At 32.2% G+C, this 13,418-nt stretch carries 12 protein-coding genes and 1 riboswitch; of the genes, 1 reads left to right on the top strand and 11 read right to left on the bottom strand.

Annotated features, from left to right (window positions below):
- Nucleotides 1-6 precede the first annotated feature (6 nt).
- The 4 genes from BMY33_RS07055 to BMY33_RS07040 all read right to left on the bottom strand — a co-directional run bounded on the left by BMY33_RS07055 (nucleotide 7) and on the right by BMY33_RS07040 (nucleotide 5,227).
- Complete coding sequence (locus BMY33_RS07055; protein ID WP_091407020.1) at nucleotides 7-615, bottom strand: thiamine phosphate synthase; 609 nt, start codon at nucleotides 613-615, stop codon at nucleotides 7-9.
- 77 nt (nucleotides 616-692) lie between these two features.
- Nucleotides 693-2,552, bottom strand: a complete 1,860-nt coding sequence (gene thiC, locus BMY33_RS07050) for a phosphomethylpyrimidine synthase ThiC (protein WP_091407019.1) — start codon at nucleotides 2,550-2,552, stop codon at nucleotides 693-695.
- A gap of 44 nt (nucleotides 2,553-2,596) precedes the next feature.
- Nucleotides 2,597-2,797: a sulfur carrier protein ThiS gene (thiS, locus tag BMY33_RS07045; protein WP_091407017.1), complete on the bottom strand. Its 201-nt coding sequence runs from the start codon at nucleotides 2,795-2,797 to the stop codon at nucleotides 2,597-2,599.
- Between the two features lie 85 nt (nucleotides 2,798-2,882).
- Nucleotides 2,883-2,980, bottom strand: a riboswitch (TPP riboswitch).
- A gap of 63 nt (nucleotides 2,981-3,043) precedes the next feature.
- A complete protein-coding gene (locus BMY33_RS07040; RefSeq protein ID WP_091407016.1) occupies nucleotides 3,044-5,227 on the bottom strand; it encodes a TonB-dependent receptor in 2,184 nt (727 codons plus the stop codon).
- A 318-nt stretch (nucleotides 5,228-5,545) separates the two neighbouring features.
- Between BMY33_RS07040 and BMY33_RS07035 the strand changes: the two genes are divergently transcribed.
- Nucleotides 5,546-7,981, top strand: a complete 2,436-nt coding sequence (locus BMY33_RS07035; RefSeq protein ID WP_091407014.1) for a hybrid sensor histidine kinase/response regulator — start codon at nucleotides 5,546-5,548, stop codon at nucleotides 7,979-7,981.
- Here BMY33_RS07035 and BMY33_RS07030 read toward each other — a convergent pair.
- From BMY33_RS07030 to BMY33_RS07000, 7 genes are all read right to left on the bottom strand, one after another.
- The gene (locus tag BMY33_RS07030; RefSeq protein ID WP_091407012.1) at nucleotides 7,978-9,330 is read right to left on the bottom strand and encodes a sigma-54-dependent transcriptional regulator; all 1,353 of its coding nucleotides are present in this window, start codon (nucleotides 9,328-9,330) and stop codon (nucleotides 7,978-7,980) included. The two genes, BMY33_RS07035 and BMY33_RS07030, sit on opposite strands and share 4 nt — an antisense overlap.
- Before the next feature lie 183 nt (nucleotides 9,331-9,513).
- A complete protein-coding gene (locus tag BMY33_RS07025; protein WP_139195605.1) occupies nucleotides 9,514-9,843 on the bottom strand; it encodes a hypothetical protein in 330 nt (109 codons plus the stop codon).
- A 198-nt stretch (nucleotides 9,844-10,041) separates the two neighbouring features.
- Nucleotides 10,042-10,443 carry an alternative ribosome rescue aminoacyl-tRNA hydrolase ArfB gene (gene arfB, locus BMY33_RS07020; RefSeq protein WP_091407009.1) on the bottom strand — a complete coding sequence of 134 codons (402 nt, stop codon included), beginning with the start codon at nucleotides 10,441-10,443 and terminating at the stop codon, nucleotides 10,042-10,044.
- Nucleotides 10,440-12,005, bottom strand: coding sequence for a DUF4301 family protein (locus tag BMY33_RS07015; protein ID WP_091407008.1), 1,566 nt, complete (start codon nucleotides 12,003-12,005; stop codon nucleotides 10,440-10,442). Before BMY33_RS07015 ends, arfB begins: the two co-directional genes overlap by 4 nt.
- A complete protein-coding gene (locus BMY33_RS07010; RefSeq protein ID WP_091407006.1) occupies nucleotides 12,002-12,571 on the bottom strand; it encodes an AAA family ATPase in 570 nt (189 codons plus the stop codon). The genes BMY33_RS07015 and BMY33_RS07010 overlap by 4 nt, the downstream gene beginning before the upstream one ends.
- Entirely contained in the window at nucleotides 12,532-13,164 is a 633-nt protein-coding gene (gene pnuC, locus BMY33_RS07005) for a nicotinamide riboside transporter PnuC (protein ID WP_091407005.1), read from the bottom strand. Before pnuC ends, BMY33_RS07010 begins: the two co-directional genes overlap by 40 nt.
- Nucleotides 13,148-13,408 (bottom strand): YkoF family thiamine/hydroxymethylpyrimidine-binding protein, encoded by a 261-nt coding sequence (locus tag BMY33_RS07000; RefSeq protein WP_091407004.1) that lies wholly within the window; start codon nucleotides 13,406-13,408, stop codon nucleotides 13,148-13,150. Before BMY33_RS07000 ends, pnuC begins: the two co-directional genes overlap by 17 nt.
- Nucleotides 13,409-13,418: the final 10 nt, after the last annotated feature.

Below are 13,418 nucleotides of genomic sequence, written 5' to 3'. Positions count from 1 at the left end.
TACAGTCTAGTTCGTATTCTTTATCACCATATCATTTGCTTCCTTTATTTTAGAAAAGCTACTTACAGGATCTTTTGTATTCCAAACACCTCCTAAAACACCAACTCCCTTAAATCCTAAATCATAGGTTTTTTGCAAAGTAGTTTCATTAATTCCTCCCATTCCGATAATTGTATGATTCAAATCGTTTACATCAAAACCTTTTCCTTCATAACCTGTTTTAGAAATTGATCCAAAAACAGGACTTAGCAAAACATATTCGAAATTCACTTTACATGCATCAATCTCTTCTTTAGAATGAAAAGAACTTGTTACAGAAAATCCTTTACTCTTATATATCTGAACAGTTGCTTCTAATGCATCTTCTAGATCAAAACGTGCTTGTTCTTGTAAATGAATTCCTCTTAATTTATACTCTTGAGTTAGCTCGGGAAACTGATGCGTCATTATTCTATTATGATACTTAACCTCTATTAAGTCTAATAAAGATCGATATCCATCAATCGTAAATGTCGGTTTGCGAAGGTGTAAAATTTCTAAGCCAGCATTAAACAATTGATTAATCTGATTGAATTCGTTAGAAATTGGCTTTTCTGATGTTAATACTATAATCATCTTTTTAGTCTCAGAGAATTAGATATCGGGCATTGGGTATCAGAATTATTGAAACCCAATTACCGATAACTTATAGTTTATAAATATACTTCGCTTCCTTTTTCTTTAAATTCTTCTGCTTTCTCTTGCATGCCTTCTTCTAATGCTTTCTGATCATCAATTTCTTTTTGTGCAGCATAATCTCGTACTTCCTGCGAGATTTTCATAGAACAGAATTTAGGACCACACATACTACAAAAATGAGCAATTTTAGCTCCTTCAGCTGGTAGTGTTTCATCATGATACTCTCGTGCTCTTTCAGGATCTAAAGCTAAGTTAAATTGATCCTCCCAACGGAATTCGAATCGGGCTTTACTCAATGCATCATCCCTATGCTGTGCTCCTGGATGTCCTTTTGCCAAATCAGCCGCGTGAGCTGCTAACTTATATGTTATCACACCAACACGAACGTCTTCTTTATTAGGCAATCCTAAATGTTCTTTGGGAGTAACGTAACATAACATAGCTGTCCCATACCAACCAATCATTGCTGCACCGATTCCTGATGTTATATGATCATATCCTGGTGCAATATCAGTGGTTAATGGACCTAAAGTATAAAAAGGTGCTTCTCCACAAGCTTCTAATTGCTTATCCATATTTTGTTTAATCATATGCATTGGTACATGTCCAGGTCCTTCTATAAACGTTTGTACATCATGCTTCCAAGCAATCTTAGTTAACTCACCCAACGTTTCTAATTCTGCAAATTGCGCCTCATCATTAGCATCAGCTATACTTCCAGGACGTAAACCATCCCCCAATGAGAACGCTACATCGTAAGATTTCATAATCTCACAAATTTCTTCAAAATGCGTATAAAGAAAACTTTCTTTATGATGTGCTAAACACCATTTTGCCATAATTGAACCTCCTCGAGAAACAATTCCTGTAACTCTTTTTGCAGTCATCGGCACATATGCCAAACGTACTCCTGCATGTATAGTAAAGTAATCTACTCCTTGTTCTGCCTGCTCTATCAAAGTATCTCTAAAAATCTCCCAAGTAAGATCTTCTGCCTTACCATTTACTTTTTCTAAAGCTTGATAAATAGGTACTGTTCCAATTGGTACCGGAGAATTACGAACGATCCATTCTCTTGTTTCATGAATATTCTGGCCTGTAGAAAGATCCATAATATTATCTGCTCCCCAACGACAAGCCCACACAGCTTTTTCTACCTCTTCTTCGATACTAGAAGTAGTAGCAGAATTACCAATATTAGCATTTATTTTTACCAAAAAGTTGCGCCCAAGAATCATTGGCTCTGCTTCTGGGTGATTTATATTAGAAGGTATTACTGCTCTCCCTCTGGCTACTTCTTCCCTAACAAACTCTGCCGTAATTTTTTTTGGAATACTTGCTCCAAAATCCTGACCTGCATGTTGATTAGCAATTCTAGTCGCTTCTTCAATTTTTTGGTTTTCTCGAATAGCAACATATTCCATCTCAGGAGTTATAACTCCTTGCTTCGCATAATACATCTGGGAAACATTTTTTCCTTCTTTTGCTCTCTTAGGCTTTCTTAAATGATTAAACCTAAGATGATCTAAACTAGTATCATTTAAACGTTGATTACAATACTCTGAAGAAAAACCGTCTAATTCCTCAACATCACCACGATCCATGATCCATTGTTCCCTAATACGCTCAATCCCTTCATGGACATTAATTTCTTTACTCGGATCGGTATATGGTCCACTAGTATCATATACTACTACAGATTCATTTGATGTTTTCTTACGAGTCATAGAATCTATGGTATCACTTAGTTCTATTTCTCTCATTGCCACGCTTATCTCTGGATGTATATGTCCGTTTACATAGATTTTTTTAGAACTAGGGAAAGGGGTTGTTGTTATTTTCCCCTCTTGTGGTGCTGTATCTTTTTTCTTCATAAGTAAGTTTTTTAACTTTTAGTAAACCTGGTTAATATTTTTCATCATCCTCCTTGTGTAGCATGGATGATAGTAACGTTATCATTTAAGTTAACTATAGTATCACTCCAAGTATCTTTGGTAATGATTTTATTATTAATAGCAACAGCAATTCCTTTTTTAGAAAGAGATAACTCTTCTAATAGAAGATTTACCGAACTATTTTCTGAAATTATTTGCTCTTGATTATTAACGTTTATGGTCATCTTTTTAGATTTAAATCCATAAACTTTAGGAATAACTTATCCTTTTGAGAAGAAAAATCATATTCTTATATATTTTATTACATAAGAAATGAGATTAACTTTTCCCTTCGTCAGTACTAACTGCATCAGGTTCAAAGGGTATTTCTCAGACTCCATACTAAGGAGTCACCCCTAAAGTTTATTTGATAAAAATAATAAAACCCAGAAAACTATACTAAGAAATATTAATTTTCTAGGTTTTTTAACTTAAAATTTTAGTGTTGCTCCAAGCAGAAAATTAACTCCAGCTTGTGGATAGAATCCTGCTCCTTCAACCGTTGTAACAGTTCCCGGGTTTGTGAAATCATCATCAAAAGTGAAAAAATATCCATTGGATACATATTCTGTATCAAAAATATTATTCACTAGACCTGTTAATAGTATAGATTTAAAAACCGGGATGTTTTTGATCTCATACACTACGTTTAGATCATTTATGAAAAAACTATCTAATTTAGATGTTTCACTATCTATATTACCCATATACTGTTCTCCTACAAACTTGGAAAGAAATCCAAGCTGAAGGTTTTTGACAGGCTGATAAATAAACATATTTCCTGCTACTATATTTGGGGAATATGAAATATTTGTATTCCCTAAATTAACTAAACTACCATCTCTAGAAGTAACAAAATCCTTATTTTTATTAGTACTTATTGACACATTAGGTTTTACAATAAACTTATCCGTAATAGTGATATCTGCATCAATTTCTATCCCTAAACGATAACTTTCTCCACTTGTAGCCCTTATTGGCGCCCCTACATCATCTAATGCTCCTGTAAGTACTAATTGATCTTTATACCACATGTAGTATAAGTTGGCATTCACGATTGTTCTCTTTTTATTAAATCTCCAACCCAATTCGATATCGTTAAGTTTTTCTGCCTTGTTAATTCCATTCTCAAAATCACTTCTTCTGGGCTCTCTATTAGCTCTAGCATATGATGCATAAAACTGATTTGAAGCATTAATTTGATAAGTAGCTCCCAATTTAGGATTAAAGAAATCATAGTTCTCATCGACTTCTAGAGGTACTCTATCAGATGTTAATCCAGAAGTTTCATACCCAACAAAACGCCCTTGTAAATCTACAAATGCACTCCATTTATCATTAACTCTATAGGTAGTTTTTCCAAAAATGGTAAATTCTTTTTTCTTTCCATTTCCAAAATAATAATTATCTCTTATTTCCGATCCTCCAGAGTTTTGAGCCCAAATTACTTCTCCAAAATGATCGCCATCATAAAAACTATAAAATGCACCAAAGTCTACATCTAAATTATTATTCTTATAATTAGCAGTAGCATTAATTACATAAAAATCATTATCTAACCACCTACGACGAATTAAATCTGTAGTATTAATAGTTTCTCCTCCAATAGTAATAGGTGTAAAGTCATAATCCGCAAAATCTTCATCTTCTTTATACTGCTCGAAAAACCCTCTACCATATGTATAATTAAGCCCCACATTAGTGGACCAATAATTATTATATTTTTGATTCCAATGCAATTGATAATGATCTTGTTTGTAATTATCTACCTCATTATCATAAAAACGAGTATTTCCGTCCTCATCAGTGTATTGACCTGCAGGATTAAATGTACGGTCGCTTTCTAAAGTTGCTTCATCTATTCCAAACCAAGATTGATATGTAATTTCGTGACCTCCAAAAGCAACTGCCTTGATCAAGGTATTATCATCCACATAAGAACCCTGCAAAAAATATGATTTAAGATCAGATGATGCCCTATCAATATATCCATCAGATGCAATAGCAGATAAACGACCTGCAATCTCTATATGATCATTGAGCAGCCCTGTACTAAATTTAAGATTATGTCTTCTTGTACCAAAGGATCCAAACGAATTAGAGATTTCTCCATTTGCCTTTTCAGAAATAGCATCAGTTAACAAATTTAAACTAGCTCCAAAGGCTCCAGAACCATTAGTAGAAGTTCCAACTCCACGCTGAAGTTGTAAATTTTCTACAGAAGATGCAAAATCTGGTAAATTAACCCAGAACGTACCTTGACTCTCTGCATCATTAAAAGGAATTCCATTTAAGGTAACATTTACTCGGGACGCATCACTACCTCTCACTCTAATATATGTATATCCAACTCCTGCTCCTGCATCTGTAGTGGTTACAACTCCTGGCAAATAATTAAGTAATATTGGTATATCCTGACCAAGATTACGAGTAGCTAATTCTTCTTTAGAAAGATTAGAATGTGTTATTGGTGAATCTGCATCAACACGAACAGATTTAACTAGAACTTCATCTAGTTTTTCAACTTTATTAGTTATGGAATCTTTTTGCTTTTCCTGAGCCGAGATTTGTAGGCTCACTAAAAAGATGATGAGATAAAACAATATGTTTTTCATTCGTAAAATATTGTTACGAATAAAAGGAGTAATTATTCAACGATTAAAATTAATTTGACCTAATTACACTGTATAACAAGCATAATTATTATTCCCTAAAGTACTATTATCCAAGGATATTAATAACTTATAGCGTCCCTTGGCAGCATTACCTGCCCAGGTTCATCGGGTATGATCTCAGCTTTATCCAGGAAAAGTTTTTTTTCAAGATTTCGCACCCCTTTGAGATTTTGCCGCAAAAATACTATGTTTAATTCATTTATTGTAACTTTATTAAAGATAAAAACAATGCTTCCGTTTTTTTGAAGTTAGTATAGTATGAAAAATACAAAACGTTCTATTACGTTAAAAATAATTGCAGGATACACACTAGCAATTGTACTTGCGGTAATTGCTTTTTGGGTGATCTACAGGCAGTTTAGCAATTATTCTGAAATCACAAAAATAAAAAATGATAATAACGAAAAACTTTTCTTAGTTGGCGAGGCCATAACCGGTCTTTACGAAGCGGAAAGTCTAACGAGAAATATCATCCAAACTTCGGATACAGAGAAATTCAAAAACTATAAAACAAAAATTGATTCTATCATAGGGACTATAGATAAAGTTAGTACGATGTCTCTTGACACATTACAATCCAGAAAAATTGACAGTATTAAAATCTTGATTGACAATAAAAATCAAAATTTTGAAAAACTTATTGCTATTTATGAGCAAAGTAAAGAAAAAGGGTTGCAAGAAAATGTAATGGATCAATTAAAGAAGAATGAAAACTTTGGAAATTATACCAATTATGATAAACGCTTTAGAAAATATAGTCCTCAGAAAAAAGAGGCTATCATAGCTTGGCTTGAATATACTAGAAAAGATAATGAAGAACGTTTAACCAATCAAACTATTGATTCTATTGCCAGATCCATTTATCAAGCACTTTCAGGTGCTGAAGAAAAAGAAAGAAGATATCAAAGACAGATCAAAGCTAGAGAAAATAAACTTTTAAAGAATGATCAAATTATCACTCGACAGCTTCGAGATTTAATGGCCGCTATAGAAGATAATGAGAGAAGAGAATATGTTGCAAAACTAGAACGATCTAATAATATTCTTGATAAAACTGCTCATTTCATTATCATCATTACTGCAATTAGCTTAATAATTGCCATTACTTTTCTCTTTTTGATCACCAAAGATGTATCAAAGAGTCAAAAATATAGAAACGAGTTAGAGGCAGAAAAAACTTATAAAGAATCCCTATTAAAAACCAGAGAATCATTAATAAATACAGTAACTCATGATCTTCGTTCTCCTTTAAATACAGTTATTGGGTATTCTGATTTATTAGAAAAAACAGGCTTAAACAACAAGCAAAAACATTATTTAGGTCACCTTAAAAAATCCTCAGACTATATTCTACATTTAGTAAATGATCTATTAGATTTATCTAAACTTGAAGCAGGTAGAATGGTTATCGAAAAATTACCATTCTCTCCTATAAAATTAATAGAAAACACCATTACTAGTATCATTCCTGTAAATGACACCAAAAACCTAGAGATTTTCATAAACGTAGATAAAAAACTAAATAAGCAGTATTTAGGAGATCCATTTAGAATCAAACAAGTTCTTACTAATCTACTGAACAACGCTTATAAATTTACTGATCAAGGATCCATTTCAATAGACGGTCAAATAAAAGAAAATGGACTTGCAGAAAAAGAACTTGTCATCTCGGTAAAAGATACTGGAATAGGAATCACACAGGAACAACAAAAATATATTTTCGAAGAATTCTCTCAAGGAGATGATGATACAGAAAAAAAGTATGGCGGTTTTGGCTTAGGTTTAGCAATCACTAAAAAAATAATCAAATTACTTAATGGAAAAATCAAATTAGAAAGTGAGGCTGATAAAGGAAGTAATTTTACATTTTGTATTCCTATTGAACTTGCTAAATCTCAAATTACTGAAGAAGACAATGAATCTGTAGAAATTCAACATTTTACAAACAAAAAGGTCCTTATAGTAGATGATGATCTCAGCCAACTAGATTTAACTAGTGAAGTTGTGTCCTTAATAGGTTTGTCATATGATATTGCAGAAAACGGAGTAGATGCTTTAGAGCTTCTAAACAAAAAGACATATGATTTAATCCTAACTGATATACAAATGCCAAAGATGGATGGTTTTGGACTGCTGAAAGAAATTCAGAACAACTCTTATTATAAAGATCTGCCGATCATCGCGTTATCGGGTAGAACCGCTGTTTCTGAATCAGAATATGAAGATGCAGGTTTTTCTGGAAGCCTTCGTAAACCATATGCTCCGCAAGCTTTAATAGGCCTAATTGCTGGTGTTTTAAAAATTAAAACTGTTGATGTCAATCTAGATTATGAAAATAATACATCTGAACAGGAAAAAGATTCTAATTACTCTTTAAATGACTTGATGCTTTTTGCTCAAGGAGATTCTGAATCTCTTTATGCAATTTTAGAAACTTTTTGTAACAGCACAACCGAACACATAAAGGAACTAAAAGCTGCCATCAAACATCAAGACTTTGAACAAATTAAAAGACTAGCTCATAAAATGTTACCAATGTTCAAACAGATAAAAGCGAAAGAAATTATTCCGATTTTAGACACCTTAGAACATCAAGACGATTATGAATTAGAACCTAAAGAAATACTTTCACTCACAGAAAAAGGAATAAACAAAATAGAAAATTTAATAGATAAACTAAAAGTTAAAAACTAAAGACTTATATCATATTGTTTCAACTTATTGTATAGTGTCTTTCTATCTATATCTAACATACGTGCAGCTTTTGCTTTGTTACCATTTGCTTTTTCTAAAGCATCCAAAATCAATTCCTGCTCATTCTGATTTTTAAACAAACCATACGTTTGCTTCGAGTTATGAGAAGCATATGCTATATCATTAGGTAATACATCCATAGTGATCATCTCATTTTGTGATAACAGCACCGATCTTTTAACTATATTTTTTAGCTCCCTTAGGTTACCAGGCCAGTCATATTTTTTAAATGTATCTAATACTTCATCTGCAAAACCAACGACATGTTTATCCAACTCCACGTTAGATTCTTCAAGAAAATAATTCGCAAAGAGCATTAAATCTTCTATTCTATCTTTTAGCGGTGGGACTTTTATCGAAAACTCATTTAGTCGATGATATAAATCTTCTCTAAACTCTCCTTCTTTAACTGCATTACTAAGATCTTCATTTGTAGCCGCAATAACTCTAATATCAACCTCTATTTCCTTATTACTACCTACCGGTTTAATTTTTCGTTCTTGTAACGCCCTAAGCAATTGAACTTGTAATTCATAACTAAGATTACCTATTTCATCTAAAAACAAAGTACCCCCATTAGCTGCTTCAAAATGACCTACTTTGTCATTAACTGCACCGGTAAAGGATCCTTTTATATGACCAAAAAATTCACTTGACGCAATCTCTTTTGGAATAGCTCCACAATCAACAGGAACAAAAGGCTTATCTGCTCTTTTACTAGCTTTATGAATACTACTAGCAACATATTCTTTTCCTGTACCACTATCACCAATAACCAATACAGACATACGTGTAGGCGCCACTAGAGCAACATACTCATTTAATTTTTTAGAAGCATCGCTAATTCCTTTGACAAAAGAATTGTTGCTAGGAATAATTCTTTCGTTATTCTTTCGCTCTTTATTTCTATTCGGCTCTGAATTTTTTGTTTCAGCGTTTAAAGCGTTTTCTATAATCTGCAGTATCTTATCTGGATTGAATGGTTTAGAAACGTAGTCAAATGCCCCTTGCTTAATTGCACTAACAGCCATATTAATCTCAGCATAACCCGTCATAATAACCACCTGAGTTTTTGGGTTTTTCATCCGGATATCCTCTAATAAAGTAATACCATCTCTATCTGGTAACCTTACATCGGTAAGTACAACATCAAATGTATGCTCTTGAATTTGTAAAACAGCTTCGCTTCCAGAAAATGAAGTAGACACCTCATATCCTTTTTTTTGCAAAAAAGTTTTAAGCATTGTACAAAAAGCAACATCATCTTCAACAATTAGTAATTTGGACATATTGACATCATTTAATTCTAAATGTAATACATAAAATTAAACATTAATAACATTTAATAATTCTCTACATCAAAGAAACGTAAAAAATAAAAAAGAGACCCTTGGGATTGGGTCTCTTTTTAGCACTAAACAACTTTATATCGTCTTTTGGTTGCAAAACGATATCCTTTTCTACCCCTAGATTTAAGATTTGTCGTCTGGCTTTATCCATTCGCCATTAGCGCTAGCAAATACAACTTTAGTGTAGTTATCTTTACCTTTAAGAACAATTTTATAAGTATTATCCTTAGACATGTAGGCTTTGTATATACGTAAGTTTTCAAAATCTCTCGCAGCAGCATCTTGAATTGACATTGGTAATTCTACAATTTCAATTTCTGCATACTCCTGTACTTCATATTCATAATCCATAAATTCCCATCCGTCATTTTCAGCCAACTCATCCTGAGCTATCACTCCTTGTGCTGATATAATGCTTACTACTATCGCGATGATCATTTTTAAATTTTTCATTTTGTTATTATTGTAAAAACTGGTCTTACTCTTTTATAACTAGGAATAATTGTTCCAAAAAATAAACAAATGAATAAATTAAACTAAATACCTGATTTTAAGATATTTAACTGTTTTTAAAGAAAATTAAAAACTGTAGAAATTTGTAAAATCCACACAAAAGTGTAGAAATTTTACACGGTATTAGTGTTGATGCTGTTACAATAAAGGTTTTTTACGATTAGATTTTTTCAATCCTTGTCTTTTTTTATTTTCCAATCGTTTTTTAATAGAAGATTTTGATGGCCTAGAGCGCTTTCTTGGCTTAGGAATATGCAGACCAGCTTTTAGGATATCTAAAAACCTGCTAATTACTAGTTCTTTATTTTTATGTTGGCTTCTAGTATCTCCACAATATAAAATTAAATCATCCGATTTAGTAATTCTTGAAACTAGCTTTTGAGAGATCCGTAATTTTTCTTCATCAGTCATTCCTTTAGAGTCTGATATATTAAAAGAAAGCTCAACCTTAGAAGATACTTTATTTACGTGCTGACCTCCAGCACCAGAACTTCTCACTGCTTTAAACTTTAGCTCACTAATAATTACTGGTATGTTCACGAAAAAAGTTTTACCTGATGCGCTGACTTTAATAAATCATTCACTGTTTTAACAGGGTTAAAAGTAGTAAGAGGAACTTCTACAAAAACACTAATCCAATTTGCCATAGCTCCATTCCATAATCCTGGTAACTCCAATGCTTTCAAAACCTCCCCGTTAAGAGATTTTGTTGTTATAAATCCGGCGTCTGGATCTACAAAATCCAACAAATTAAATTTAATTCCTTTATAATCTCGAACTCCACAAACCAAATCTACCGGGTTAAAATGGGTAGCACTTTTTAAAATATCCTGCTGCCTATTATCCTCAGAATTTATTTGTGGTGTTTCGATAATCTGTAAGACCAACCTTCCATTTTCTTTTTTAACCCAAAAAGGACCTCCTCCTGGTTCTCCTTCATTAATCACCATACCGCAAACTCTAATAGGTCGATCTAATGATTCCTTTAAAAATTCAAGTTTGTAGTTTTCCGAGAACTTATCAAAATCTAGAGGCAGTCTCACATTAAGTTGCTCTACCAAAAATTTCTTAATATCTTTTAATTCCGCTTCAGTAGGTGCTTTTTTATCAATCGCATTTAATATTCTAAATGACTCATCTTGAATCTCAATTAACTTACCAGCCAACACCTTTTTATATCCGGATACCTCATCTTGATATTTTCGGACTACTACATTATCAATATTTTTGATATATATAATATCAGAATCTAAATCGTTTAAATTTTCGATTAACGCGCCATGTCCGCCTGGTCTAAATAGCAACGAACCATCTTCTTTTCTAAATGGCTCATTATTTTCATCCACCGCTATCGTATCGGTTTCTGATTTCTGAAAAGAATATGTAATTATAAAATTTGTATTAGTCTCGGCTTCTACCTTTTTCTTTATTCTTTCAAATTCATCTTTAAATGCATCTAGATGTTCTTTAGAGATTGTAAAATGTAGTTTAGAGTCTCCTTTTATATTTTTATTATATCCTGCAGCTTCAAACAGATGCTCCTCAAAAGACGTTGATATACTATTCGTATACTTATGAAATGGCAGCAATCCTTTGGGATAGGCTCCAAAATTTAATCCTTTTTCTTTTAACATCATTTCTACAAAAATATGAAGCTGTCTTCCTTCTGAGAGCGATGTGAAATTAGGATAAGAGCTTTTTACTTTTTGCATTACAATATCATAAAAAGGAAATTTTTCTAACCCAATTAAAAAAAGTCGTATCGCATTAGCCTTCTCATGATTCGTATATGAATTGAGACTTTCTTTTTGATATTCATAGTTATCTAAGAACTTAAACAACTCTTTAAACATTCTGGTTGCAGCTCCGGAAGCAGGAACAAATTTAGTCGTGTTTAAATCTGCTGATCTTGACTCATACAATTTAGTTAACTCAGATTGATAATGTTCGGAGAACTTCAAAATTCCATTATCTAAACTAGCAGCACTTCTCAACGCTACAAAAGGAATTTCGTTCTTAAATGTCTCTATTTGAGACAACACTTTTTCTACAGTTAATTCTTTTGATCTTATGAGTTTAATATCCTTATCTGTAATATTCACTTTGCTTCTTTTATTAATTGGTCAATGATAACTTTTGCTTTCTTAAAACGAGTATCTGAATCTCCTTTTAATGTAACATAATTACAATTATTTTCTTCTAAAGATTCTTTGAAATTCAAAAACATCTCTTCTCTCTGATCCGGCTTATCCCTTAAATCATCCGGAACCCAGGGAGTGTCAATATAAGTTAAAAGATACAAATCATATGTGTTTTCTAGCGAAAATTTCTCTATAATTTCTGGAACTGATCCATCATAATAAGCTTCAGAATAGACTTTAATCTCCAAAAGATTTGTGTCACAAAAGATTATTGGATCTTCTTTTTTAATCATTTGATTTTCTAACTTCATTTGTCCAGCAGCAATTGGAATCAAATCTTCATAAACACAAACTTCTTTAAGTCTATTCCATTTATCTTGAAGATATATTCTCATATATTCTGGGACCCAGGAAACATTATAATGATTTGCTAATTGTCTAGACAAAGTAGTTTTACCCGTTGATTCAGGGCCAAATAATACAACTCTTATACAGTCGCTAAATTCTTGTCTAAACTTTTCTTCCATGCTAAATATCCTTGAATTGCCATAAATGTAAAGATGATATACTGAAAACTAGTAAAAGTAAATCCTTTATAAAAATACAAAGGGATAGAAATAATATCTCCGATAATCCAAAAAATCCAATTCTCTATTTTCCTTCTCGCCATCAACCACATTCCCACAAAGAATATAGCTGTTGTTAATGTATCAACATATGCCGTCCAATCATTCCATTTATCAAATATTCTGTAAATAACATATACAAAAACTAATGTTCCAACAAAAATCAGAAACTCTATCCTCTTTTCTGTAGAAGTTGTTCTAGAAATGGGAGTTGTATGTGTTTCATCTATTTTCTTTGTCCATATATACCAACCATATATACTCATTACAAAATAATATGCATTGATCATCATATCACCTAACAAAGACCATTTTAAAAGTAAATACACATAAATAGAAGTACTTATAATACCTGTAGGATACACCCATATTTTATTCATCCAAGCAAAAAAGACACTAGCTATTCCAAATAGCACCGCAATAACTTCTAAAGAAATATCAAGTGTAGAATATTCAGAATATTGACCGAAAAGAAAATCAAAAACTTGGCTCATAATCGCTCCTGTTACTCTTTACCATTTTCATATAAACCAAAACGTGCTCCATGTCTCCGAAAGCCTTTTTGATTTCTAAAGTTAAAAAAGACATTACTTCATCATACGTGCCGTATACTTGTGTACTTAATGGGTTTTCTATTACTTTAAATTTTGAATTTCTCAATCTTTTTATGAATCTAATTATGTGTTCTTCGAAATCATTTTGTAGAGGGGTAAGTGTTAATTCTATTGATATTTGCATCTTATAAAAT

It is taken from the genome of Aquimarina amphilecti (assembly GCF_900109375.1).
GTDB classification, from domain to species: Bacteria; Bacteroidota; Bacteroidia; order Flavobacteriales; family Flavobacteriaceae; genus Aquimarina; species Aquimarina amphilecti.
This window is presented reverse-complemented; position numbering and strand designations above follow the sequence as displayed.